We start from the raw sequence: 23,352 nt of genomic DNA on the forward strand, positions 1-23,352 counted from the left end.
TCCCCTATCTGCATCGAGCGTAACCTCCACTATTCCCCGGATTCTCTCGTACCTAACCCTAATGGGAACGCCCTTCACCCTGAGGCCGTCCCTTCGCCTTCCCCAGAAGCTCACGACTTCGAGGGTTTCCTCTCTGAGGAAAACGCTTATCGTGGAGGGCCTGCCAGGAGGGGTCAGGTGGGCATCGTCCTCCACGAGGTACAGCTCCCCCCTCGCGGTGGCCAAGTGAAGTCCCCTCGACAGGTTCTCTATGTAGTATCCCAAAGTTTCATAAACCGGACCGGCGTTCATACACATCACCTGAAGGGAATACGACGCCAGAGTATATCGGTAATTGGTCGTTAACGGTGGTTGCCATGAGGATTGTTTCAGCCGATACAGGCGGTGCGTTGCTGACCGAAGACTACGAGCCGATAGGCCTAATAGCGACCGCCGCAGTGCTGGTTGAGAAGCCCTACAGAACGGCGACGCTCAGCAGGGTGAAGTACGCCAACCCCTTTGACTACGACATGAGCGGAAGGCAGGCCATCAGGGACGAGGCGTTCCTCGCGGTTGAGCTTGCGATGGAGGTCAAGCCGGATGTCATCCACCTCGACTCGACAATCGGCGGGATAGAGGTAAGAAAGCTCGACGAGCCAACGATTGATGCTTTAACGATAACCGACCGCGGGAAGGAAGTCTGGAAAGACCTCGCGAAGGACCTCCAGCCGCTGGCGAAGAAGTTCTGGGAGGAAACGGGGATAGAGATAATCGCCATCGGCAAGTCGAGCGTCCCGGTTAGGATAGCGGAAATCTACGCTGGCCTGTACACGGCGAAGTGGGCCATCGAGTACGCGAGGAAGGAAGGGAAAGCGATAGTCGGCCTCCCGCGCTACATGAAGGTCGAGATAAGGCCCGGAAAAATCTACGGTGAGAGCCTCGACCCACGAGAGGGCGGTCTCTTCGGGGAAATCGAGGCCGAAACAGAGGGAATCGGCTGGGAGCTCTACCCGAACCCGCTCGTGAGGCGCTTCATGGTTCTTGAGGTTTGGAGGGAGTAAGGGGGCTAAGCCCCCTTCTCCAGCTCGCTCGGGAACTTTATCGCGTCGAACGGGCACGTCTGGTTGCAGACACCACAGCCCGTACAGAGCAGGCCATCTATTCTGACCTTGTTTGTCTTGGGGTCGTAGACGAGCGCCGGACAGCCGGTCAGGAGTATGCACGCCTTACAGCCAGTGCACTTGTCCTCTATAACCTTCGGTATCTCGCCTATCTCACCGCGCCTTATGACGGGAATGACGCACTCGCGCCTCGCTATTATGACGGCCGGTCCCTCAACCTGCATGGCCTCCTTTATCGCCTCCCTCGTGGCCCTGAGGTCGTAGGGGTCAACGGTCTTGACGTACTTGACCCCCAGAGCTTTGACTAACGCTTCGATGTCAATCTCGTTGAACTTCCTGCCGGTTTCGCTGCCGCCGGTTCCGGGGTGCGGCTGGTGGCCGGTCATCGCGGTGGTTCTGTTGTCGAGTATCATCACCAGAACGTTCAGGTTCTTGTAGACGGCATCCACCAGCGGCTGAATTCCGTTGTGGAAGAACGTTGAGTCACCGATTGTCGCGATTATCTTCTTGTCCATTACCACGCTCTGGCCGTTGGCAAGGCTTATGCTCGCGCCCATGACGTACTCGGTCCAGATGGCCTCGAGCGGGGGCAGGAGCGAGAGGGCGTAGCAGCCTATGTCGCCGTGTATCGGGATGGAATAGCGGCCGAGCTTGAGGTCGCGGAGGGCGTCCAGAACAGCTCTATAGCTTCCCCTGTGCGGACAGCCGGGGCACATTACCGGCGGTCTCTTCGGAGCGAGGCTTTCAGCGAGCTTCACCTCCTCCGGCTTCTCGTAGGTTTCCTCGCTTTCGCCGATTAGCCTGAGGAGGGCGTTCCTGACGAGGGAAGGCGTTAATTCGCCCTCAAGCGGTAAATAACCTGTTCTCTTGCCGTAGATTGGAACGTTCAAGCCGGCCTCGTAGGCGGCTATCTTGACCTCCTCCTCGAGGAAAGGTGCACCTTCTTCTATTACAATTGCGTAGTCAACGCCCTTCAGAAAGTCCACAACGAGCTTCCTCGGGAGCGGGTGGGGCGTTGAGAGCTTGAGAACCTTGAAATCCGCGTTAATCTTTGGAAGAACCTCCCTCACGTAGTTGTAGGGCACACCCTCGACGATTATTCCGATTCTACCGCTCCCCTCGACCCAGTTGAAGGGCATCGAGTTGAACTCCTCCTCAATCTTCGCCAGGGTCTCGTTGAGCCACCTGTGCCTCTTCCTGTTGCCCTCCATGCTGGCTCTAACGTAGCGCTCGATGTCCTTCTTGAAGACGGGCTTTCTGTTCAGCTCGATGAACTCGCCGACCTCCACGTCGGCCGTCGTGTGGTTAACCCTCGTGGTGGTTCTGAATATAACGGGGACCTTATAGCGCTCGCTCAGCTCGTAGGCGTACTTAATCAGGTCGTGGGCTTCCTGCGGGTCGGCAGGCTCGAGGACGGGCAGAAGCGAGAGCTTGCCGTAGTAGCGGTCGTCCTGTTCCGTTTGAGAGGTGTGCGGTCCCGGGTCGTCCGCCACGAGGATTACAAGACCGCCCTCGACGCCTGAATATGCGAGGCTCATAAGCGGGTCCGCGGCAACGTTCAGACCGACGCACTTCATGGTTACGAGCGCCCTCAAGCCAGTATAGGCCACTCCCGCGGCTTCCTCAAGGGCAACCTTCTCGTTGGGCGCCCACTCGGCAAAAACTTCTGGCTTGAGCCTCGCTATCGTCTCTATCACTTCGGTTGAGGGCGTTCCGGGGTAGCCAGTGGCGAAAACGACACCGCTTTCAAGGGCGCCGTAGGCTATCGCCTCGTTTCCCATGAGAAGCTTCTTCTCTCGCTTTTCGCCTTTCACATCGGCTGAATCAGAAGGGTAAGCCTTAACAGCCTCCATAGCACCACCGAGTCAAATACAGCTGGAGGGTTAAAACTCTGCCTTCAGCTTCCTTGCCACTGGCTCGAAAGATTTTCGATGAAAGCTTATATACCCTGACCCCAAGGAAAGTCCATGAAGGTCAGGGAACTGCTTGAAGTGTTAGATGAAACCATAGGTCACCTTAAAATTGCGCTCGTGGCGAACCAGCAGAGAATATTCGAAAGCCCGTTTACGAGCTATGAGTTCGCCCAGCGGGCGATAGAGATTCAGGAGGACCTGAGGGACCTGGAAAAGCTTAAGGCGGAACTGGAGGAACTCGACCCCGAAAGCGACGTCGAGGAGCACTACTCCCGGGAGGAGGTTGAGAAGCTCTTAAAGATGCTGGAACTCCTCAGGGAGAGCGAGAGCCACGTTTACTGAACGCTTCACGGAGCGCTTCCACCTTACTTTCCTCCAGCCGATTCTTCACCCACCTTTCTTTGAGGCTGAGGTTCTCGTCCTCCAAATCGAGGACGGCCTTTCTGACGCCTCCCCTCGGATTTCTGCTGTCCCCCTTCCAGCGCGGAATGACGTGCAGATGCAGGTGGGGAACCGTTTGACCGGCTTCCCTTCCGAGGTTCATGCCGACGTTAAAGGCGTCCGGCTTCAGCGTCTCCCTCAGAACTTCCATGGCGAGCTCCATGCTCCATATCAGGGCGAGCTTTTCTTCCCATGTCAGCTCTTCCCAGCGCTCGACGTGTCTTCTGGGAACGACGAGGAGGTGTCCCCTGTTGGCCGGATAAGCGTCGAGCAGGATTCTTATCAGGTCATTCTCATAGAGGAGCTGGCCCCTTGCGGGTCTGCAGAAGGGACACTCCATGGGCAACACCAAAGGCTTAAAATCCCCTCACTTAAAAAAGCTCCCGGTGGTGACATGGGGGAATCTCTTGAATCGCTCCAAAAACTTCACAAGAAATTCCTCTCGGCCGGGCTGGTGTTGCTCCTGCTCGGCTTTGCGTTGCTGATATTCAAGCCCATCGGAAGGGCATCGCCCTACGTGGGCCTCGTGATATTCGCGCTGGCTTTCATACCGCTTGAACTGGCGAAGAGAACGGCAAGAAAGATGGCGATTATAGCCCTCAGGGGTGAATAGAAAAGCTTAATAGAAAAGTCCGGCGAGTATCGAAAAGGAGTGGGGAATAAGGGGTGATGTAGAATGGCGTTTGTGCCACCGCAAGCCGGCTACGACCGGGCGATAACCGTTTTCAGCCCGGACGGAAGGCTGTTTCAGGTGAACTACGCAAGAGAAGCCGTAAAAAGAGGCGCAACTGCGGTAGGAGTTAAGTGGAAGGACGGAGTCGTTCTGGCCGTTGAGAAGAGAATCACGAGCAGGCTCATTGAGCCGAGGAGCTACGAGAAGATTTTCCAGATTGACGACCACATAGCGGCCGCCCCAAGCGGTATCATCGCTGATGCAAGGGTTCTCGTTGACAGGGCCAGGCTGGAGGCCCAGATTTACCGCCTCACCTACGGCGAACCCGTTCCGCTCACCGTTCTGGTGAAGAAGATATGCGACCTCAAACAGGCACACACCCAGTATGGAGGCGTAAGACCCTTCGGTGCCGCCCTGCTTATGGCGGGCGTTAACGAGAAGCCCGAGCTATACGAGACCGACCCGAGCGGTGCCTACTTCGAGTGGAAGGCTGTCGCTATAGGAAGCGGAAGGAACGTGGCGATGGCCATCTTCGAGGAGCACTACGACGAGAACCTTGACAGGGACGGTGCAATAAAGCTCGCGATACTGGCGCTCTCAAAGACCCTTGAAGAGCCAACCGCAGACTCGATAGAGGTTGCCTATATTACCACCGAGGACAGGCGCTGGAAGAAGCTCCCAAGGGAAGAGCTTGAGAAGTACCTCAACGAGGTCCTTGAGGAAATTAAAGAGGAAGAAGTCGAGGAGAAGGCCGAGGACTACTCCGAGCTCGACCAGAACTACTGAGGTGACGGGCGATGCCGATTAGCGTTGACAAAGCGGTAATCGCCCGTCTGAAGACGCACGGCGAGACCTTCGAGATACTCGTTGACCCCTACCTTGCGAGGGACTTCAAGGAGGGCAAGGACGTTCCCATAGAGGAGATTCTCGCAACTCCCTACGTTTTCAAGGATGCCCACAAGGGCGACAAGGCAAGCGAGCACGAGATGGAGAAAATCTTTGGAACCAGCGACCCCTATGAAGTCGCTAAAATAATCCTCCAGAAGGGGGAGGTTCAGCTAACCGCGGAGCAACGAAGGCAGATGCTCGAGGAGAAGAAGCGCTACATAGCGACGATAATCCACAGGCACGCGGTTGACCCGAGAACCGGCTATCCGCACCCGGTGGACAGAATCCTGAGGGCGATGGAAGAGGTTGGCGTCCACGTTGACCTCTTCAAGGACGCGGAAGCGCAGGTTCCGAAGGTCATCAAGGCGATTAGGCCAATCCTCCCGATGAAACTCGAGGTGAAAATCATAGCGGTCAAGATACCGAGCGACTACGTTGGAAGGGCCTACGGCGAAGTTAGAAAGTTCGGGACGATAAAGCGCGAGGAGTGGGCCAGCGACGGCTCGTGGATGTTCCTCATCGAGATTCCGGGCGGGATTGAGGAGGAGTTTTATGAGAAGCTCAACGCCCTTACAAAGGGCACGGCAATTACTAAACTTATAGAGAGGAAGGGCCTATGAAAAGGATTTTTGTAAAACCCCGTGAACTTGTCGTCCCTGGGACGTTGCTTGCCCAGGGACCGTTTAAGAACGGAAGGGGAACCTTCAGGGAAGGCAACAGGATTTACTCAACGGTGATAGGACTGGTCGAGATAAGGGGGGACCTCATAAGGGTCATCCCGCTCGAGGGACCCTACATACCAGAGGTCGGGGACAACGTCCTCGGAAAGATAGTGGACGTCAAGTTCTCCAACTGGACCGTTGACATAGGGGCACCCTACCAGGCAAACCTCCGCGTTCAAGATGCCGTTGAGGAGCGCATAGACCTTCTCAAGACCGACCTGAGGAAGATTTACGACATAGGGGACATAATATACGCCAAGGTGAAGGCCTTCAACGAGATAAACCAGATTGACCTCACAACGAAGGGAATGCCCTTCAAGGGCGGCCCTCTCAGGGGCGGACAGCTCGTCACGATAACGCCTTCCAAAGTGCCGAGGCTCATAGGCAAGGGCGGTTCGATGATTAATATGATTAAGAAGCTCACCGGAACGAGAATCATAGTGGGCCAGAACGGCTGGGTCTGGGTGAGCGGAAAGAACAGCGAACTGGAAAAGCTCGCGATAGAGGCAATACTCAAGGTTGACCGCGAAAGCCACACACAGGGGCTGACCGACAGGGTGAAGGAGTATCTGCTATCAAGACTCGCCGAGCTCAAGGAGCAGGGTGTTGTTGAGGAAATCCCCCAGCTAGACGAAGAGGAAGGTGAGGGGAATGATGGGCAGACCTGAGGGTTTAAAGCTCATTGACGAGAACGGTAGGAGAATAGACGGAAGGAAGAAGTATGAATTGAGACCTATCAAAATGGAAGTAGGCATCCTCAAGAACGCCGACGGCTCGGCGTACGTTGAGTGGGGCAAGAACAAGATAATGGCCGCTGTCTACGGCCCGAGAGAGATTCATCCAAAGCACCTCCAGAGACCGGACAGGGCAATTCTGCGCGTCCGCTACAACATGGCACCCTTCAGCGTTGAGGAAAGGAAAAAGCCCGGACCGGACAGGAGGAGCGTCGAGATAAGCAAGGTAATAAGGGGCGCGCTTGAGCCGGCCCTAATCCTCGAGATGTTCCCGAGAACGGCGATAGACATCTTCATAGAGGTTCTGCAGGCCGACGCTGGAACGAGGGTTGCCGGAATAACCGCGGCCTCGCTTGCCCTCGCGGACGCCGGAATACCGATGAGGGACCTCGTTGCCGCGTGCGCCGCCGGAAAGATTGACGGCGAGATAGTCCTCGACCTCAACAAGGACGAGGACAACTACGGCGAGGCTGACGTCCCAGTCGCCATAATGCCCCTCAAGAACGACATAACGCTCCTTCAGATGGACGGCTACCTGACGAGGGAGGAGTTCATAGAGGCCGTAAAGCTCGCGATAAAGGGAGCCAAGGCGGTTTACCAGAAGCAGAGGGAAGCGCTCAAAGAAAAATACCTCCGCATAGCTCAGGAGGTGACCGGAAATGAGTGAGATGGAAGTCATGGCCAGCATAATGCGCGACCACATCATAAACCTCCTCAGGGAGGGCAAGAGAATTGACGGTCGCTCCTTTGAGGACTACCGCGACATTGAGATAAAGGTAAACGTCATAGAGAAGGCCGAGGGTTCGGCCTGGGTCAAGCTTGGAAACACGCAGGTTCTCGTTGGAATAAAGGTTGACCTCGGCGAGCCTTTTCCGGATTTGCCCGAGAAGGGAGTCATGACGACCAACGTCGAGCTCGTTCCGTTGGCTTCGCCAACCTTCGAGCCCGGTCCGCCCGACGAGAACGCCATTGAGCTTGCCCGTGTTGTGGACAGGGGGATAAGGGAAAGTGAGGCGGTTGAGCTCGAAAAGCTCGTCATTGTTCCCGGCAAGCTCGTCAGGGTTATCTTCATCGACGTCCACGTTTTAGACCACGACGGAAACCTCCTCGATGCGAGCGGAATAGGAGCCATAGCCGCCCTTTTGAGCGCAAGGATTCCAAAAATTGAGTACGATGAAGAAACCGGAGAGGTAAAGATTCTTGACGAGTACGAGCCCCTCCCCGTTAGGAGAACCCCGATACCTGTTACGTTTGCAAAAATCGGCAACACGATGGTTGTTGACCCCAACCTCGACGAGGAGCGTGTAATGGACGGAAGGCTTACAATAACCACCGATGAAAACGGCCACATCTCAGCGGTTCAGAAGGGAGAGGGCGGAAGCTTCAAACTCGAGGAGGTTATGTACGCCGTTGATACAGCCTTCAAGAAGGCCGAGGAACTCAGGAAAATCGTCCTTGAGGCCGTTGGAAGGGCCTGATTTTCTCTCTTTTTTCCGGTGGTAGCGATGAATCTCCTAACGGTAACAGCCGCGATTATATTCTCGGGCTTTGCCGTCAGAACAGTCTATCTGCTCCTCCAAGAGGAAAGGAAGAAGGACCTCCTCCTCACGACGGCACTCTGGGGACTGGCCCTCTTCGTGTGGGGAGGATACCTCTGGAGCTTAAAGGGACTGAGCGCGCCCGCGCTTGCCGTCGTTTTTTTGGGAATAGTAACCTTCGCACTCTCCCTAATCGGCCTCTTTGAACTGCGTGAGGAAAACCCGAAAGAGTTTGGGAAAGAGCTATAAAGGATTGTCCTTAAAATTTAACGGCTTTAAACTCGCGGGGGGAATGAGCATGGGACTGTTTGACAGCCTCAAGAAGAAGGAGGAGAAGCCCAAAGTAAAGATGCCGACGTCAGTTAAGGGGGAGGGAGCACCGAGGCAGGATATTGAGGTAATCCCAATTGAGGAAGACGTCCTGGCCAAGGAGGTTCTGAAGCCTCAAGTAAGGTACATGAAGAAGATAACCGTGACGAGCTACTCCGACCTTGAGAAGATATCCGAAGAGCTTCATGAGGGCAACATAGTCCTCGTTGACCTAACGCCGCTTGAAAGCAGGCCGGACGTTCTGGAGAAGGTAGCCGAGCAGATAAAGGGGATGGTGAACGCTCTCGGAGGACAGGCTGCAAAGGTCTGTAAGTACGAAATCAAGCTGATTCTCCTGCCCGGTGACATCAAGATAATGAAGTGAACCCCAAACCTTGTCTTTATAAACTGCTCCCGTTTCTATAATTTCGGTGAGGTAGATGGGGGAAGATGAGAAGGTCGAGGTAAAGCCAGAGGTCGGCGAGGTTCAGGTCATAAACCTCGGTGACTGCCCCATCTGCGGCGGTAAGAACACCCTCAAGGCCATTCAGCACATCCACGAGATTCCCTACTTCGGCAAGGTCATGGAGAGCACGATAATCTGCGAGAAGTGCGGCTATAGAAACGCAGACGTCATAATACTTGAAGACAGGCCGCCGAAGCTCTACACGGTTAAGGTCGAGAACGAGAAAGACCTCTTCACCCGCGTTGTGAGAAGCAAGAGCGGGACGATAGAGCTGGAGGAGATAGGCGTCAAGATTGAACCAGGACCGGCCGCAGAAGGCTTCATCACGAACGTCGAGGGCGTTCTTGAGCGCGTTCGCGAAACGCTCTTGATGGCGAGGGAGTTCCGGAGGCAGGAAGGTGACGAGGAAGCGGTAAAGAAGGCCGACGAGATACTGCAGTACATCGAGGACGTCAAGGAAGGGAAGAAGCCGCTGACGGTGAAGATAGCCGACCCCCTTGGCAACAGCGCGCTCATAGGCGAGAAGGTCAGGAGCAGGCTTTTGACGGAGGAGGAAATCCAGAAGCTGAGCCTCGGGCCGTACCGGATAGTTAACCCGGAGGAGCTTGAGGGGCAGGAAGAGGCCGAGAAAAATAATAAAAACCCAGGAGAAAACGAAAAAGAGGGAAAAGAGCTCAGTGAGAAATGAGGACAAAGACCCTGTCCTCGATTCCATTTACCTCCACGTTTCTTCCGTCGAAGTTGAGTTCAGCTTCCCCGTTCGCGAGTTTCTTATAGTCGTCCATGCTTACCGCGATGACGCTGAAGACGTCGTCGCCGTTCACGTAGTTGGAGTATTCAAGTATAAATGGCATTCCAAAGGCCATGTCGCCGGCTACGTCCTTGGTGACGTCGCTCACGTCGAGTGAATCGCCGTTGTCAACGATTTGAATGAAAACGTAGGGCTTGCCAACCTTCGCGACGTCCTCATCGGCCATGTAAATGTTGCCCGTGAGGATGTCAACGTCATCGCTGTCCGGGTTGAAGGTCATGTGCTTACCGTTGGGCTCGGCCACCATGAGGGTGTACTCGCCGAGGTTGCCCGCGCTCTTGGCCATCTCCACTGCATTTTCGATGTCGCCACCCAGGTCGGTGTCGTCAACCGCGCCAAAATAGTCGCGCGATTTGACGACGAGGTGGTCATCGTCGGTTTCAAGGTAATAGAACGTCTTGAGGGGTTCATCGTCGCTGTAGGAGTAGTCAATGTTGACATAGTAGCCGTCTGAGTAGTCTATTTTAACGACGTAGCCGTCGTCGGTTTCGAGAACCTCGTAGGAGTCATCTGGGACGACCACGACCGCGTCGGTGCTCCCGGTTTCGCTCGTTATGACCTCGATGAGGGGCTCGTCAACGTCCGATACAACGACCCTCATCGTGTCGAACTTGAGCGTGACGGGCAGGTCGGCGTTGAGCTTGACGTCTTCGGTTGTCTCGGCCGGAGTTTTCTCGGAGCTTTTCTCTGAGAAGGTATCTGTTGCAGACGGAGTCGAACTGCCTGTTCCAGAGCTCATACACCCGCTTCCCGCGAGAACGAGTCCCACGAGAAGAAACGCCAGAACGTATCTTATCCCAAACCTCATTCAGAGCACATCCACACTTCGGTAATTAGAAAGTTGAGGAGACAAGCTTAAAAAGGTTTGCAGGCGCGTTAGGAAGCCCTAAAACCGTCAGGGGTAGAAGTAGTCCCTCGCGAGCAAATCCTCAATCAGGGCCCTGACCCACGGCTTCCTCGTCTTCCTTGAAAGGTGAATTATGCCCTCGACGTGGATTCCGTAGCGCTCCTTCATCTCCTCCCTGCTCATCGGTTCCTTGAAGAGGAAGGGCCTCTCAATCGTGAAGACGTAGCCGTAGTCCTTGATGTAATTGCTCAGCCAGTTCTTCCCGTTCTCACCGTGGACGAGGGTTAAACCGCTCGTGTCTTTCGCCATCTCCCAGAGGGTCTCGAGGTCGGCCTTTATCACCTCGCCGACCTCAAAGCCTCCAGCTATTGTTCCCCTCTGAGTCAGCGTCTGCTCCTCGTGAAGGTTGAGCCTCCTCAGCGTGTCCCTCAGCTCGTAGGGGTTTCCCCGCGCTATGTAGAGGAACACCAAATCACCTTCGTCGAAGGCCTTCCTCTTCCTGACCTCGACCGTTTTGAGGCCCCTGAATATCAGCTCGGCGTAAACCTGGTGGAGCGCTATGACGTGCTCCATGCTTTCACCGCACCCACTTCTGAAAAAAGGTTAAAAACATTGACTCCTGAACTACGACTAGTGGTGGTATGAATGCCCATTGAGAAGGTTCGTGTACGGAACGAGCGCCTCTGGAAATGCGGGCTGATTTATCTGGCTTCCTCCATCATTCTCCTTGTGATTGGGCTGAGGGAGAGACGACCGGTTTACTCTCTGGCGAACGTCTACGTGGCCATTTTCCTTCTCGTCTTGGCGAATCGCCTTCGCGCGCTTAGAATAGACTACAACGGAAAAACGCTCTTCCTGATTCCCGATTACGCGACGTCCAAGATTGTCCTCAAAGATTCGAACGGGGGAATTCTCCTAAGGGACCTCTTCCCCCTCTTCGAGGAGAAAACCCTCGAAACTCCCTGCGGAACGCTGGAAATCCGCGCAATTAGACATCGCTTTGGCAAAGTGGAGCTCAGAATAAATGCCGAAGGAAAAGAAATCACCCTGCCCTGAGTTTCAGCGATGCCTTCACGAGGTCGCTCACGACCCCGCTCGCCGTCTCCTTCAGCCCGGCGCCTGCCCCTCTAACAAGAAGCTCTCCCAGAAGGTCGGTCTCGATTAGGGCAACGTTCTCGTTGCTTGAAACCGCGAGCGGACCGGAGACCTCTTCTGGGGCTACCCTAACGTTGTTTTCCTCGATTGTCGCGACGAGCCTAATCTTCTTCCCCTTTGCGAGGGCCCTCTTAACTTCGTCAGCCGTAACTTCCGCGATGCCCTTGACGGCAATTTCATCGAAGGTAATCGGCCCGAAGGCAACGCAGTGGAGTATAGTCGCCTTGTAGCCGGCGTCAATTCCCAAGATATCTCCGCTTGGGTCGCGCTCTGCTATACCAAGCTCCTGCGCCTGCTTCACTGCCTTCTCAAAGTCAATCCCCTGCTCCATCCTTGAGAGTATGAAGGTGGTAGTCGCGTTCAGGACGGCCTTTATTCTCCTTACCGTGTCGCCGAGTAGGTTCTCGCGGAGGAGCCCGATGATTGGCGTCCCGGCCATAACCGTCGCCTCGAAGAGGTACGGAAGACCTCTCCGCTCGGCTTCACCAGTAAGCTCCGCGTAGTGGAACGCCAGCGGGGGCTTGTTGCTCGTAACGACGGCCTTCCCATCCCTCAGGGCCTCCAAATGCCACTCGTGGGCGTTTCCATCGTTGGTCACGTCAATCACAATATCGGCCTCAATCTCCCTCACCGCCTCAGCCGGCGAGAAGCTGTAGACCTCGTAGTCGTTGGTCCAGTCACTGAGCTTTCCAAAGTTCTCCTTGACGAGGAGGGCCTCCCTCAGGTCAATTCCCTCTGGAAGCCAAATCATCCCGCTCGTGTCGGAGACGCTGACGACCCTGAAGGATAAACCGTACTTCTCCCGGAAGAAGCGCTCCTTCCCAATCAAAACGCGAGCAACGGCTCTGCCAACGTTGCCGAAGCCGAAGAGTCCAACCCTTACCTCCATCACACCACCGGAGGAGAAAAGGAGGAAAAGCTTAAATCACTTGTTGAGGATTACCTTGATTATGTCCATGTCCCTGACTATGCCGACGAGCTCGCCCTCGCCCTTTATAACCGGTAGCTGCTCGATGTGGTGCTGAACCATCTTCTGAGCGACCTCGTAAACGCTCATGTGCGGTGTGGCAACGACGACGTTGGGGTTCATTATCTCGCTAACCGGCTTCTTGGGAAGCTGAAGTTCGGCCTTCTCGAAGAGGAGCGTCGGGTTGCTCTCCAGAATCCAGTCCTCCTCGCTCGATGCCAGCAATGCAGTCTGCTTCATGACCCTAATGACTTCCCCATCCTTTAGAAGGTCGGTCTCATCAACCATACCCACTAGGTTCCCGTCGTCGTCTATGACAGGAATCGCCATCGCGTTGCAGAGGAGGAGCGCCTTCAAGGCCGCCTTAAGGGGCGTTCCGTGCCAGACGACACCGACGTTCCTCTGGTAGTAGGGCTCAATCGTTATGTCCTTGAGCTTCTCGTTCTCAGCGAGGTAGCGCCTGACGATGTCCCCCACTGTAAGAATCCCTATAGGTTTTCCCTGGTCATCAACGACGACGACACGCCGGTAATCGGTTTCGAGCATCTTTCTAACGGCCTTCTTCAGGTCATCTTCAGCTCTAACCGTCGGAACGTCTCTCTTGACTAGCATTGCAAGCTGGTCTTCGTCCGGGTTTATTAGAACGTTCTTGATGCTTATTATCCCGACCAACCTGCCCTCCTTGTTCACGACTGGGAATGCACGAACGTTGTGCTTCTTGAAGAGCTCAAGTGCATACTCCCTCGTGGCGGGCAACTGTATTACCACTGGGTTCTTAGTCATCAGGGTCTTGACCCTCATGCTCTACCACCGCTAAGCTAAGGGTCACTCATACTATTTAAGGTTTTCAGAAAGGAAAAGGGTCAGGCGAGGACGGAGAGGAAGACACCGGCAACCACGGCAGTCCCTATGACCCCGGCCACGTTCGGACCCATGGCGTGCATGAGTATGAAGTTGCCGGGGTCCTCTTCACTAGCAAGTCTCTGAACGACACGTGCGCTCATTGGAACCGCCGAGACACCGGCCGCTCCAATCATCGGGTTTATCTTTCCGCCGGAGAGCCTGCACATGAGCTTTCCAAAGAGCACTCCTCCTGCCGTTGCGCTGGCGAAGGCGACTATACCGAGCCCCAGTATCTCAAGGGTCTGAAGCGTGAGGAAGCTCTCGGCGCGCATAGTCGAGCCGACGCCGAGCCCGAGGAATATCGTGACGATGTTCATCAGCTCCTCTTGGGCGGCCTTGCTAAGCCTCTCGACGACGCCGCTCTCCTTAAAGAGGTTCCCAATCATGAGCATCCCTATAAGCGGTCCGGCACTCGGAACGAGCAGGATTATGACGATGCTCGTGATGATAGGAAAGAGAATCTTCTCGCGCTTTGAAACCGGTCTCAGTTGCTTCATCCTGATTCTCCTTTCCTCCTTGCTGGTGAGTGCCTTTATTACGGGGGGCTGAATCAGCGGGACGAGGCTCATGTAGCTGTAGGCTGCGACCGCAGTGGCTCCAAGAATCTGGGGGGCGAGCTTCGTTGTGATGTATATAGTCGTCGGACCGTCCGCGCCACCTATGATTCCTATGCTGGCCGCCTCGTGGAGGTTGAAGCCGAGCGCTATCGCCGCGAGCATCGCTATGAAAACGCCTATCTGAGCCGCCGCCCCGAGCAGGGCCGTCTTGGGGTCCGCTATGAGCGGCCCGAAGTCGGTCATTGCCCCAAGGCCGAAGAATATCAGCAGGGGAACGACCTCGGTGCTTATGAGGTAGTGGTGAATGAGGTAGAAAAGCCCCGTTGGAGGCTGTGTAATTCCCGTTAGTGGGAGGTTGACTATCACTGCGCTTATGCCTATAGGAAGGAGGAGGAGCGGCTCCATCCTGTACCTTATCGCAAGGTATACTAAGGTCAGCCCGACGAGTATCATGATGACGTTTCCGACAGTTATGTGGAATATCCCCATTCCCTTGAAGAACGTTACTATGGCCTCCTCAATTCCCGGCATCCTTCATCACCCGAGTTCAATTAGTGGCTGTCCGGTATCTACGGTGTCGCCTTCTTTGACGTAGATTTTCTTCACTACACCATCCCTCGGAGCTGGAATTTCGTTCTCCATCTTCATGGCCTCAAGAACCAGCAGACCCTGACCCACTCTAACCCTGTCACCCTCACTCACGAGAATCCTGAGAACCTTACCGGGCATTGGAGCGGTAACGACGTTCTCAGAACCAGCCGGAAGGGACCGTGAAACAGGAGCCGGTGCCGGCACGCTCGCTGGGGCGGGAGTTGGTGGCTGAACGGCAGGTGCCTCAACGGTAGTAGCTGCGGGCGCAGTTGACGGCAGGGTTATTCCAAGTCCCTCCGCCTCGACCTCGTAGTTCTTGCCCTCGAACGACACCCTGAACCTGCCGTTGGGAAGCTCTTCAACCTCAACCTCGTATTCAACACCGTCTATGATGACCCTAACCTTCGCCATGTTCACCACTTCCCTATCTCGTAGTTGAAATCCTCAACTTCCTCCATACTCGTCTGCAACCCGTAGAGGCGCCAGACATCGGAAACCTTCCTCTTGAAAGGCAGAGGGCGGAGCGCTTCGGCTTTTTTGGCCAGATAGGCGAGAATGGCCGCTGTAATGATTGCCAAATCCCTCGGCGGAATCTTCTCCTCGCGAACTTCCTCCCCTTCGGTCTTTTTGGGGGCTTCAACTACGGCGGGCTTTGCAGCGGCCCTCGTCTCCCTCTCTATCAGCCTTCTCTCAAGCCAGCCCACGAAGTAGAGGATTATGGCCAGTATCGTCAGGACCAGGAAGACTATCGTGACGCCGAGCACCGTGATGTTAAGCCCCTCAAGGAACTCACCCATCGTTACCATGCTTCCACCTCACAGCGGTATGTTGCCGTGCTTCTTTGGAGGCAATTTAACGCGCTTGCTCTCCAAAGCTTCAAGCGCCATAATCACCTTCGCCCTCGTTTCAGCGGGGTCGATGACGTCGTCTATGTAGCCGCGCGAAGCCGCGACGTACGGGTTGGCGAACTTCTCGCGGTACTCGGCTATCTTCTGCCGTCTAACTTCCTCCGGGTTCTCAGCCGCTGCTATTTCCTTGCGGAATATGATGTTCGCCGCTCCCTCAGGACCCATGACAGCTATCTCCGCTGTCGGCCAGGCAAAAACGAGGTCCGCTCCCAGGTGCTTGCTTCCCATCGCGAGGTAGGCTCCGCCGTAGGCCTTTCTGAGTATAACGGTTACCATAGGAACCGTCGCCTCGGCATAGGCGTAGAGGACCTTCGCGCCGTGCCTGATTATTCCCCTGCTTTCTTGGTCAACGCCGGGTAAATAACCGGGAACGTCCACGAGCGTGACTATCGGGATGTTGAAGGCGTCGCAGGTTCTGACGAAGCGAGCTATCTTGTCGGAGCTGTCTATGTCGAGAACTCCGGCGAAGTACTTAGGGTTGTTGGCTACTATACCGACGGTCTGGCCGTTCATCCTTCCGAAGCCAACCACAGCGTTCGGGGCGAAGTACGGGAGGATTTCAAGGAAGTCCGGGTTGCCGTTCTCGTCGCGGTCAACTATCTCATAGATGACCTCCCTGACGTCGTAGGGCTTGTTCGGGTCGTCCGGGACGATTTCGTAGAGCCTCTCGCTCTTCCTGAAGGGCAAATCGTTCGTCTTGACGCGAGGTGGCTTCTCCATGTTGTTGGAGGGCAGGTAGCTCACGAGACGCCTTATTAAAGCCAGAACTTCCTCGTCGCTCTTGCCTATGAGGTGGGCCTGACCAGCTTTCTGCGCGTGAACCATCGCTCCACCGAGCTGGACCGGTGTGACCTCAACGCCGGTAACCGCTTTGACGACCTGCGGGCCTGTGATGAACATGAAGCTCGCCGGGTTGTCCACCATGAGGATGAAGTCACCGATTGCAGGACTGTAAACGGCCCCACCGGCGCACGGTCCCATGATTGCGGTAATCTGAGGAACGACACCACTGAGAATCGTGTTCATTTTGAAAATCTCGCCGTAGCCTTTGAGGGCATCGACACCCTCCTGAATCCTCGCTCCTCCGGAGTCGTTGAGGCCTATGACCGGAGCACCGGCTTCAAGGGCCAGCTCCATTATGCGCTTAATCTTCGCCGCGTGCATCTCGCCGAGCGAACCGCCCATGACTGTGAAGTCCTGCGCGTATACGAAGACCAGCCTGCCATCGATGGTTCCGTAGCCGGTGATGACGCCGTCAGCGGGCAGTTCCTTCTTGTCGAGGCCAAACTCAGTGCCCCTGTGCCTGACGAACATTCCGATTTCCACGAAGCTCCCGGGGTCGAGGAGCTTCTCAATCCTCTCGCGGGCGGTGAGCTTTCCTTTAGCGTGCTGCTTTTCTATAGCATCCTCGCCGCCCATCTTGAGAATCTTCTCCCTTCTCTCGTAAAGCTCGTTGAGCTTTTCCTCCATGCTCATGAGAATTCCCCCTGAGGTTTCTTGAGGGTTGTAGTTTGTAAAGTTTAAAAGGGTTTTTGAGGAGCGAAATTCATCCGAGAATGGATAATTTGTCCAATGGCTGGGAAAAAAGAAGGAGAACCTCAGAGGTGCTGGATTGGCGTTTCGGCACCGCAGGCCTCACACTTGAGGAAGTGGAAGCGTCCGCGCTTGATAATCTTGGTATCGGGGCTTCCACAGACCGGACAGATGACGTACTCCTTGAGATACTTCTTCATCTTGTTGGCTATTAAGTATGGAGTGAAGCGTCCCTGCAGGATTACGCGCCTGCCCTCGAGCGTTCCCGCCGTAGCAACCTCGCGCAGGATGAACTTCAGGAGATGGTTCGGGTCGCGGTTCATCGCTTCCGCTATGTCAACGAAGTTCTCGATTATCGTCCTGTTACCGGCTATTGTAACGACCGCCGGCGGGACCTCGAAACGGGACCTGTGGGACTTCACGTTCTCGGGCAACTCCTCGTAAGCCTTATCGAGGAGCTTCTCGAAGTCGTAAAAGTCAATGCTCTCGCTCATCTTCTCACCCCCTCATAGGTTTCCCCTTCGCTTTATAACCTTTGTCAGAGCATCCTGTAAAAGCCGGGTCTTGGCTCGTAGATTCTGCCATCGGCTTTGAGCTCCTCGATGAGCTTCTCGACCTCGCGCTTGCTCCCAACTCCCGCCTGCTTCGCGGCCTCGATTACCTTATCGGCCGGTGCCCCGTAGTCGCCTTCCCCTTCGAGGTTTTTGATTATATCGACCAGCTTCTCTATCTTGCTGAGCTTCTTGGAGCTCTTGCCTATCTCCAGTATCGAGACGTCTATGTTGCCCTCTTCATCAACCGCTATGGTTTTCATCATGGCCTCGATGAGCTCTATTGCCGCTCTCGCATCCTCGCGCGTTACCGTCTCACTCAGCCTCATTCTCGCGTGGGCCTCGCTGAGACGTATAAGGGCTTCGAGCTGTCTCGCGGTTATCGGAATCGGCTGAATTTCTTCATCGTTGCTCCTCTTCAGACCCTTCCTCATCTTGACGTAGTAGCGCTTGATCTCCTCCATGGCTTCCCTGCTCAGGACCGGGTGGACGTTCTTCCTCGCGTAGGCTATGTACTTCTTGAGCAGGTCGTAGGGTATCTTCGGCGTAACCGCTTCGGCCTCACCACGCCTGACGCGCAGTATGTGCTCGGCTATCTGGGCATCAACCTTTTCATCCGGCTCGTCGAGCAGGAGGAATATGAGGTCGAAACGGCTCAGCAGAGTTGGCGGAAGGTCGAGCTGTTCCGGAAGGGACTTGTGCCTGTTAAAGCGGCCGAACTTCGGGTTGGCGGCAGCTATAACGGTCGTCCTCGCGTTGAGGGTGGCTGTAATGCCGGCCTTGGAGATGCTTATCGTGTTGTGGAGAACCAGCCCGTGGGAGACAAAGAGGTGGTACGGCTCAACGGTTACGTCGTAGACCCACTCCCAGCGGTCGTTGGGGATTTCCTCGACCTTTGTGACCCGGAGGAAGCGGAGATTGCCCTCAACAAGTCTCTTTATGTCGTTGAGCTTTTTCTCAACATTTCTAAGCCTTTCCCTCGCAATTTCGAGAAGAGCGTTTGTTGTTTCTTTATGTCCTCTCCTGAGCCTGTAAAGGGTCGTCGAATAGGGAGTGCCCAGCTTCTCAGATAGCTCTTTAACAATAACGAAGGTCCTCAGCGCCTCAACGTCTCCCCTCTCAAGGGCGCTCTTAAGTTCGGCGATTCTCCCCTCGGCCTTCGCAAGGTAGTCCATTACACGCTCTCTGTTGGCGTTTTGGCGGGCGGTTATGTTGTTGGTAAGACCGCCGTCGTTCACGTGAAGGACGTTCAAAACCTCCCTCAGGGATTCGAGAACCTCAGTCGGAACGATGTCGCGGTAGTTGCGCTTTCTCCTGGAGACCTCGATAAGCTTCTCTATCTTCCCTATCCTCGGGTCGTCCTGAACAATTTCAGCGAAGCGCTCCATGTCGGCAGTACCGCTCACGATGACCTTGTAGTAGGTCGTCTCTCCCCTCTTCTCCTCGAAGATGTAAGAGTATATCCCAAGGCTCAGCAGTAGGTCCTGGAGGTCTTCCGCCATGGCTCTTGACGACGTTGTGAGGCCAACGCGGTACTTGTCCACGAAGCCGTCTCCCTTGAAGAACGCGTTGAGGAAGGCCCTTCTCGCGGTTTCGTTGGCGCCGAAAACCCTGGCGGGAACCCTCTTCCGGCGAGCGGGTCTTTCGTCACCCTTCTCGGGAAACGCCTCCGGGAACTCGCTTAGAAGCTTGGTGTAAAAGTCCTTTGAGATGACGCGCACAGTGTAGAGCCTCTTCTCTCCAGGCCTCTCGCGAATCTGAACGCCGTACTTAACGCCGAGTTCCTCAAGGAGTCCCTTGAACTCCTCAACGAGCTTCTCATCGGTGTTCGTGAAGCCTATCTCGTAGTAGCCGTTGCCGGGGTTAGCGTAGCTGAAGCCTTCCGACAGGAGGAAACCGAGGAGTTTGGCAGTGGTCTCATCAAGGTGGTTCCCTTCGGAGGAAAGGTAGCGCCTGACCGCGAGGACGAGGTCGTCGGGTTTCACTTCCTCCGCCGGCTTCTCCCTTATTTCACCGTTCTCCCACACCATAATCGGGTGCTCTGGGGTTACCGTTATCTCCCTGCCGTTCGAGAACCTCAGCCGTATGAACTTATCCGGCGCTCTGTGCCTGCTCACGCGGTCCGCTTTAACCTTCACGATTTCCTTCCGCTCGAGGTCGTAAGCGGGGAGCTCTATGTCATCAACGGGTAGTATCTCGGTGTCCCTGCCGAGTATCACCTTATCGCGGTTGGCCTCGATTAGGGAATCCACCAGCTCGCCTATTTTCACCTTCCTGCCGTCCGCTAAGAGAAGCTCGAAGTCGTGGTGGTAGCTCTGCTGTTCCAGCGCTTCGTGAATCGCGCTCCTGTCCCTGTCGCTCATCTTGTCGAACTCGTCGATTAGTGCGAACCCACCATCCGCTAAGACGAGAACACCAGCTTCCAGAACCCACGAGCCCGTGAACTCGTCCCTGACTGCGGCGGCCGTGTTGTGGACGACGAAACCATTGGCAATGAAGCTGTGAGAGCCCTCTACCGTTAGGTCGTAGACGTGGTTGTAAGGCGATTTTATCATTTCTGCTTCCCTGACCTTCTCCCACAGGTAGTCCGAGGTAGCAAGTTCTTTTAACTTTTCAAGCTTTGCCTTGACGTTCTCTTCCCCTGCATAATGTTCACTGAGAAGCCAAGCAAGTTTGGAGTACAGAGATTTGTCTCTGCTTTCAAGAACCCTTGCCACCTTGACGAGAAGCCCAAACTTAAGCCTGCGTGGTCTCTTTCTGAGGAACAGCTCGTAGAATTTCTTGTAATCCATCCCCAGCTCCTCTGGTTTCAGCGTCTTCCCAATCGCAATCCTGAGGTCTTCGGGAAGCTCAACGGGAGACTCCTCCAGTTTTGCCTTTGAAAGGTTCTCAACAACCCTGAGAAGTGCCTTTCTTGATATGGGTTTTCCTTTCTCCACGAGTGCTCCAAAGTTTGAGCCGTAGACTTTCTCGACGCTTAGGCCGTAGAACGTTCTAATCTCCTTTATAAGCTTCCCAACACCCGGTACAACGTCCACGTTGGTATCGTACTTCTGTCCTTTCATTCTCTCCACGAGAGCCTCCAGCTTCCTCGCCTTCTCCGGGTGCTCAAAGCCAATCTCAGTCGCGAACTTCAGAACGTTCTCACCGTAGATTTTAAGCTCCCACCTGTCGTGCCTTGAGGTTATCTCTTTGTCCCCAAACTTTGAGGTGTACCCTGTACGCTTCCGCCTCCGGAGGTGCGCCACTATTCCAAACCTGAGCAGGGCGAGCTGGAGTTTTCTGGCGAGCTTTTCGCTGGTCGTGTCGAACTCAACGTACGAAGAGCCGTTTTCGCGTATAACCACCGTGCCGTCGCAGTCAAACAGCCCCCTAATATAAGAGGCAAGGACACTCTTTGGGGAAGTGAAGAGTTCGTTTGAAATATCGAGCTTGCTGGACTTTGGAGACTGCGGAACGCCCAGTTTCTCAAGCAGATGTGCCACAACCTTTGAGTGAAAGCGTACTGATGGAACTCCATCTTTAACCTGCTCCGTAGCTTCAATCCCGAAGAGTTCCTTTGCAAGCTCTGCAAACCTGCGTCTCAGTTCGGGGTTCTTGTTTGAGAACCTTATCGCCACACCCCAGCCAGCCTTTGAGACACTGCCATCGCCCGCTACTAGTCCGGCAAAGTAAGCCAGCTTCTCGTCGAGGTACTTGGGAAGCTTAAGCTTAGTTCCAGCCTGAAGTGAAACAGCCTCGGCCTCTACCCCTTCCCAGCCCCAGTCGGCCAGTTCGACGAGTCTGCGAAGGTGTTTCATTCTTATGTTGCCCCTCGCCTTAGGATTCGTCCAGTTGTGGTAGAGGGTGCTCTCACTGACTCCAAGCATCTTCGTAAGCTCTCTCTTGCTTATTCTGAGCTTTTTGGTGGCTTCTTCAATGAGTTCTTTGACCTGCCCCTTGATTCCGTACACAACGAGGTCATCGAGGTCTTTGAGAAGCTCCAAGATGGGAACTTTCTTCTCCTCGACTGTCAGCCTTCTTAGGGTTGCAACGTAGTCTCCCTCGGTAAGATTTCTCGCCTCAACCCACTTCGGTTCACCGTCCTGAATCGTCAAAAGTCTCGTTTCGGGGGTTAGTGTCAGCTCTTTGCCGGTGATTGTTTTGATTTTCACAAGCTCCTTAGGCGCTTTGAGCCTCCAGACCCTGCTCAGAGGAGCGGTCTTTATCTTGCCACCTTCTGCGGATAGGCTCTCACCGAGATAGGGGGAATAATCGATGCCGTCGGAGTACCTGATTGAGCCAACATCTTTTATCCAGCTCTCAGTGAGCGAACCGATTTGGTGAATTCCTGAATTCGAAAACACGAGTGAATCCGGAGCAACGCAAAGACCTGCCGCCGAACTGCTCTTACCGCTCGTATAAATCGCCCTTGGAGCGAGATTTGCCACGTAGCGGAGGAGCTGGCTGTTGTGGACGAAGATATCGTTGGCTATGAAGTTGTGGTGCTCTGGAATCTGGAGGTCGTAGACCCACTCGTGCTCGGGTTTGTACTCTTCAATTTCGACAACCCTGTCCCAGAAGATGTCAGAGTCAGCCAGAGTCGCCAGAAGGCCAACCTCGGGGGATTCAGGCAATTTAGCTTTGAGAACATCAACAATAACCTTGAGCTTCTCCCTGCTTGGAAGACGGTCTTCCCTCTCGTAGTGGAGATAAGTCGAGCGTGGTATGCCCATCTGAGCTTGAGTTAATCCAGCCTTGGTACGGAGGTTCTTCAGTAGTGGACCAATGCCCGGAACGACGTCAACGTTGGTGTTCGTCTTTCCGTTGGAGGTTACACGCTCAAGAATATCCATTTTAGAACATAGGCTAAACCCAATCGTTTCCCTGAACTTAATGGCATCCTCTCCAGTAATGAAAAGCCGATAGTACGTTCTTGGGGCATTCATTTTGCCGTTGGTCGCGCGGGCCTTTGTTTCGTGGAGCTGTGACTTTATCCCAAAGCGAAGGAGGAGGTGCTGAACGCCGTTGAGGAGCTCCTTTGACGCCGAAACAACCGTTATTTTAGCCCTCCCTCTATCTACTGTGGCTTCTGCATCGAAGTATCCCCCAAGAAAGCCCCTGATATCCTCCAAGCACGCTTCGAAAAGCTGTGGTGGAACTTTCTTGTCCCTTGAGTTTGTCGCGAGACCCAACCACTCCAGCAGGTGGTAGAACTCAACGCTACTCACGTAGACCTCCCGCGCGCTCTTGCCTTTATGACTCTCGCGAATTGTAGGATTAAGACCCAGACCTTTGAGATACTCGTAAACAAACCGCACCAGTTGCTCATCGTTGTTAGTGAAATACACAGTTGCACTACCGCCCCTGTTTTGGGCATACCCTTCTCCCGCCAGCAATCCAACCAAGTACCAGAACTTTTCGTCGGCAGTTTCTGGGAGGCTCAGCCTCGCCTTTGCAGTCTTTGGCTTTTCAATGGGGGCTTTTGAAAGCTCAAGGGGCGTTCCTTCAACTGGAAGGACTCTCGGCACGGCAATAAAGTCCCCAACCCTCAGCTCTTCTGCCTTCCTCGTCCTGAACTGACCGTTTTCGAAGGTGAAGAACGGGTGAGTTGGAGTAACGCGAATCTCCCTTCCGCTCGCGGTCTTTATCCTGAACATCTTTTCTGGGGCAGTTCTCTTCCAAGCGATGTTCGCATTAACTCTCCTGACCTTCAGCGTTTTTGCGTCGAGGGCATATAGCTCGAGGTCAATCGGCGCGTAGAAG

The 23,352-nt window shown here is 54.7% G+C and carries 25 protein-coding genes; 12 read left to right on the forward strand and 13 right to left on the reverse strand.

What is annotated here, in order from left to right; translation table 11 throughout:
* Nucleotides 1–297: hypothetical protein (locus MVK46_RS09470; protein WP_297536430.1), on the reverse strand; the 297-nt coding region annotated here is incomplete at its 3' end.
* A 59-nt stretch (nucleotides 298–356) separates the two neighbouring features.
* On the opposite strand from MVK46_RS09470, the gene MVK46_RS09475 reads away from it, so the two are divergent.
* Nucleotides 357–1,040 (forward strand): DUF4152 family protein, encoded by a 684-nt coding sequence (locus MVK46_RS09475; RefSeq protein ID WP_297536431.1) that lies wholly within the window; start codon nucleotides 357–359, stop codon nucleotides 1,038–1,040.
* Nucleotides 1,041–1,045: 5 nt separating this feature from the next.
* Here MVK46_RS09475 and iorA read toward each other — a convergent pair whose 3' ends face one another.
* The gene (gene iorA, locus MVK46_RS09480; protein ID WP_297536432.1) at nucleotides 1,046–2,953 is read right to left on the reverse strand and encodes an indolepyruvate ferredoxin oxidoreductase subunit alpha; all 1,908 of its coding nucleotides are present in this window, start codon (nucleotides 2,951–2,953) and stop codon (nucleotides 1,046–1,048) included.
* A 114-nt stretch (nucleotides 2,954–3,067) separates the two neighbouring features.
* On the opposite strand from iorA, the gene MVK46_RS09485 reads away from it, so the two are divergent.
* A complete protein-coding gene (locus MVK46_RS09485) occupies nucleotides 3,068–3,355 on the forward strand; it encodes a hypothetical protein (protein WP_297536433.1) in 288 nt (95 codons plus the stop codon).
* Here the strand turns inward: MVK46_RS09485 and MVK46_RS09490 are convergent.
* Nucleotides 3,327–3,794 carry an HIT family protein gene (locus MVK46_RS09490; RefSeq protein WP_297536452.1) on the reverse strand — a complete coding sequence of 156 codons (468 nt, stop codon included), beginning with the start codon at nucleotides 3,792–3,794 and terminating at the stop codon, nucleotides 3,327–3,329. The two genes, MVK46_RS09485 and MVK46_RS09490, sit on opposite strands and share 29 nt — an antisense overlap.
* A gap of 54 nt (nucleotides 3,795–3,848) precedes the next feature.
* On the opposite strand from MVK46_RS09490, the gene MVK46_RS09495 reads away from it, so the two are divergent.
* From MVK46_RS09495 to MVK46_RS09535, 9 genes are all read left to right on the forward strand, one after another.
* A complete protein-coding gene (locus MVK46_RS09495) occupies nucleotides 3,849–4,067 on the forward strand; it encodes a hypothetical protein (protein WP_297536434.1) in 219 nt (72 codons plus the stop codon).
* 63 nt (nucleotides 4,068–4,130) lie between these two features.
* The gene (psmA, locus tag MVK46_RS09500) at nucleotides 4,131–4,913 is read left to right on the forward strand and encodes an archaeal proteasome endopeptidase complex subunit alpha (RefSeq protein ID WP_297536435.1); all 783 of its coding nucleotides are present in this window, start codon (nucleotides 4,131–4,133) and stop codon (nucleotides 4,911–4,913) included.
* 11 nt (nucleotides 4,914–4,924) lie between these two features.
* The gene (locus MVK46_RS09505; protein ID WP_297536436.1) at nucleotides 4,925–5,635 is read left to right on the forward strand and encodes a ribosome assembly factor SBDS; all 711 of its coding nucleotides are present in this window, start codon (nucleotides 4,925–4,927) and stop codon (nucleotides 5,633–5,635) included.
* Nucleotides 5,632–6,405 (forward strand): exosome complex RNA-binding protein Rrp4, encoded by a 774-nt coding sequence (gene rrp4 / locus MVK46_RS09510; protein ID WP_297536437.1) that lies wholly within the window; start codon nucleotides 5,632–5,634, stop codon nucleotides 6,403–6,405. Before MVK46_RS09505 ends, rrp4 begins: the two co-directional genes overlap by 4 nt.
* Nucleotides 6,389–7,138, forward strand: coding sequence for an exosome complex exonuclease Rrp41 (rrp41, locus tag MVK46_RS09515; protein WP_297536438.1), 750 nt, complete (start codon nucleotides 6,389–6,391; stop codon nucleotides 7,136–7,138). Before rrp4 ends, rrp41 begins: the two co-directional genes overlap by 17 nt.
* Entirely contained in the window at nucleotides 7,131–7,949 is an 819-nt protein-coding gene (gene rrp42 / locus MVK46_RS09520) for an exosome complex protein Rrp42 (protein ID WP_297536439.1), read from the forward strand. Before rrp41 ends, rrp42 begins: the two co-directional genes overlap by 8 nt.
* Nucleotides 7,950–7,976: 27 nt before the next feature.
* A complete protein-coding gene (locus MVK46_RS09525; RefSeq protein WP_297536440.1) occupies nucleotides 7,977–8,258 on the forward strand; it encodes a hypothetical protein in 282 nt (93 codons plus the stop codon).
* 49 nt (nucleotides 8,259–8,307) lie between these two features.
* Entirely contained in the window at nucleotides 8,308–8,703 is a 396-nt protein-coding gene (locus MVK46_RS09530; protein WP_297536441.1) for a cell division protein SepF, read from the forward strand.
* A 55-nt stretch (nucleotides 8,704–8,758) separates the two neighbouring features.
* Nucleotides 8,759–9,472 carry a ZPR1 zinc finger domain-containing protein gene (locus tag MVK46_RS09535; RefSeq protein WP_297536442.1) on the forward strand — a complete coding sequence of 238 codons (714 nt, stop codon included), beginning with the start codon at nucleotides 8,759–8,761 and terminating at the stop codon, nucleotides 9,470–9,472.
* On the opposite strand, the gene MVK46_RS09540 is transcribed toward MVK46_RS09535, so the two are convergent.
* A complete protein-coding gene (locus MVK46_RS09540; protein WP_297536443.1) occupies nucleotides 9,459–10,403 on the reverse strand; it encodes a hypothetical protein in 945 nt (314 codons plus the stop codon). The two genes, MVK46_RS09535 and MVK46_RS09540, sit on opposite strands and share 14 nt — an antisense overlap.
* Before the next feature lie 87 nt (nucleotides 10,404–10,490).
* Nucleotides 10,491–11,015 carry an ASCH domain-containing protein gene (locus tag MVK46_RS09545; protein ID WP_297536444.1) on the reverse strand — a complete coding sequence of 175 codons (525 nt, stop codon included), beginning with the start codon at nucleotides 11,013–11,015 and terminating at the stop codon, nucleotides 10,491–10,493.
* Nucleotides 11,016–11,087: 72 nt separating this feature from the next.
* Here MVK46_RS09545 and MVK46_RS09550 point away from each other — a divergent pair, with 72 nt between their 5' ends.
* The gene (locus MVK46_RS09550; RefSeq protein WP_297536445.1) at nucleotides 11,088–11,498 is read left to right on the forward strand and encodes a hypothetical protein; all 411 of its coding nucleotides are present in this window, start codon (nucleotides 11,088–11,090) and stop codon (nucleotides 11,496–11,498) included.
* Here the strand turns inward: MVK46_RS09550 and MVK46_RS09555 are convergent.
* The 8 genes from MVK46_RS09555 to MVK46_RS09590 form a co-directional block, all read right to left on the reverse strand.
* Entirely contained in the window at nucleotides 11,485–12,486 is a 1,002-nt protein-coding gene (locus MVK46_RS09555) for a homoserine dehydrogenase (RefSeq protein WP_297536446.1), read from the reverse strand. The genes MVK46_RS09550 and MVK46_RS09555 overlap by 14 nt on opposite strands.
* Before the next feature lie 36 nt (nucleotides 12,487–12,522).
* Entirely contained in the window at nucleotides 12,523–13,365 is an 843-nt protein-coding gene (locus tag MVK46_RS09560) for a CBS domain-containing protein (RefSeq protein ID WP_297536447.1), read from the reverse strand.
* Between the two features lie 62 nt (nucleotides 13,366–13,427).
* Entirely contained in the window at nucleotides 13,428–14,555 is a 1,128-nt protein-coding gene (locus MVK46_RS09565) for a sodium ion-translocating decarboxylase subunit beta (protein WP_297536448.1), read from the reverse strand.
* A gap of 6 nt (nucleotides 14,556–14,561) precedes the next feature.
* Nucleotides 14,562–15,026 (reverse strand): acetyl-CoA carboxylase biotin carboxyl carrier protein subunit, encoded by a 465-nt coding sequence (locus MVK46_RS09570; RefSeq protein ID WP_297536453.1) that lies wholly within the window; start codon nucleotides 15,024–15,026, stop codon nucleotides 14,562–14,564.
* A gap of 2 nt (nucleotides 15,027–15,028) precedes the next feature.
* Complete coding sequence (locus MVK46_RS09575) at nucleotides 15,029–15,412, reverse strand: OadG family protein (protein ID WP_297536454.1); 384 nt, start codon at nucleotides 15,410–15,412, stop codon at nucleotides 15,029–15,031.
* Between the two features lie 18 nt (nucleotides 15,413–15,430).
* The gene (locus MVK46_RS09580; protein ID WP_297536449.1) at nucleotides 15,431–16,999 is read right to left on the reverse strand and encodes a carboxyl transferase domain-containing protein; all 1,569 of its coding nucleotides are present in this window, start codon (nucleotides 16,997–16,999) and stop codon (nucleotides 15,431–15,433) included.
* Nucleotides 17,000–17,121: 122 nt separating this feature from the next.
* On the reverse strand, nucleotides 17,122–17,550 hold the full coding sequence (locus MVK46_RS09585; RefSeq protein ID WP_297536450.1) for a translation initiation factor IF-2 subunit beta: 429 nt from the start codon (nucleotides 17,548–17,550) through the stop codon (nucleotides 17,122–17,124).
* A gap of 44 nt (nucleotides 17,551–17,594) precedes the next feature.
* Nucleotides 17,595–23,352, reverse strand: a 5,758-nt coding sequence (locus MVK46_RS09590) for an LAGLIDADG family homing endonuclease (protein ID WP_297536451.1), incomplete at its 5' end; no start/stop codon positions are given.

Source organism: Thermococcus sp. (genome assembly GCF_027066465.1).
GTDB lineage: Archaea > Methanobacteriota_B > Thermococci > Thermococcales > Thermococcaceae > Thermococcus.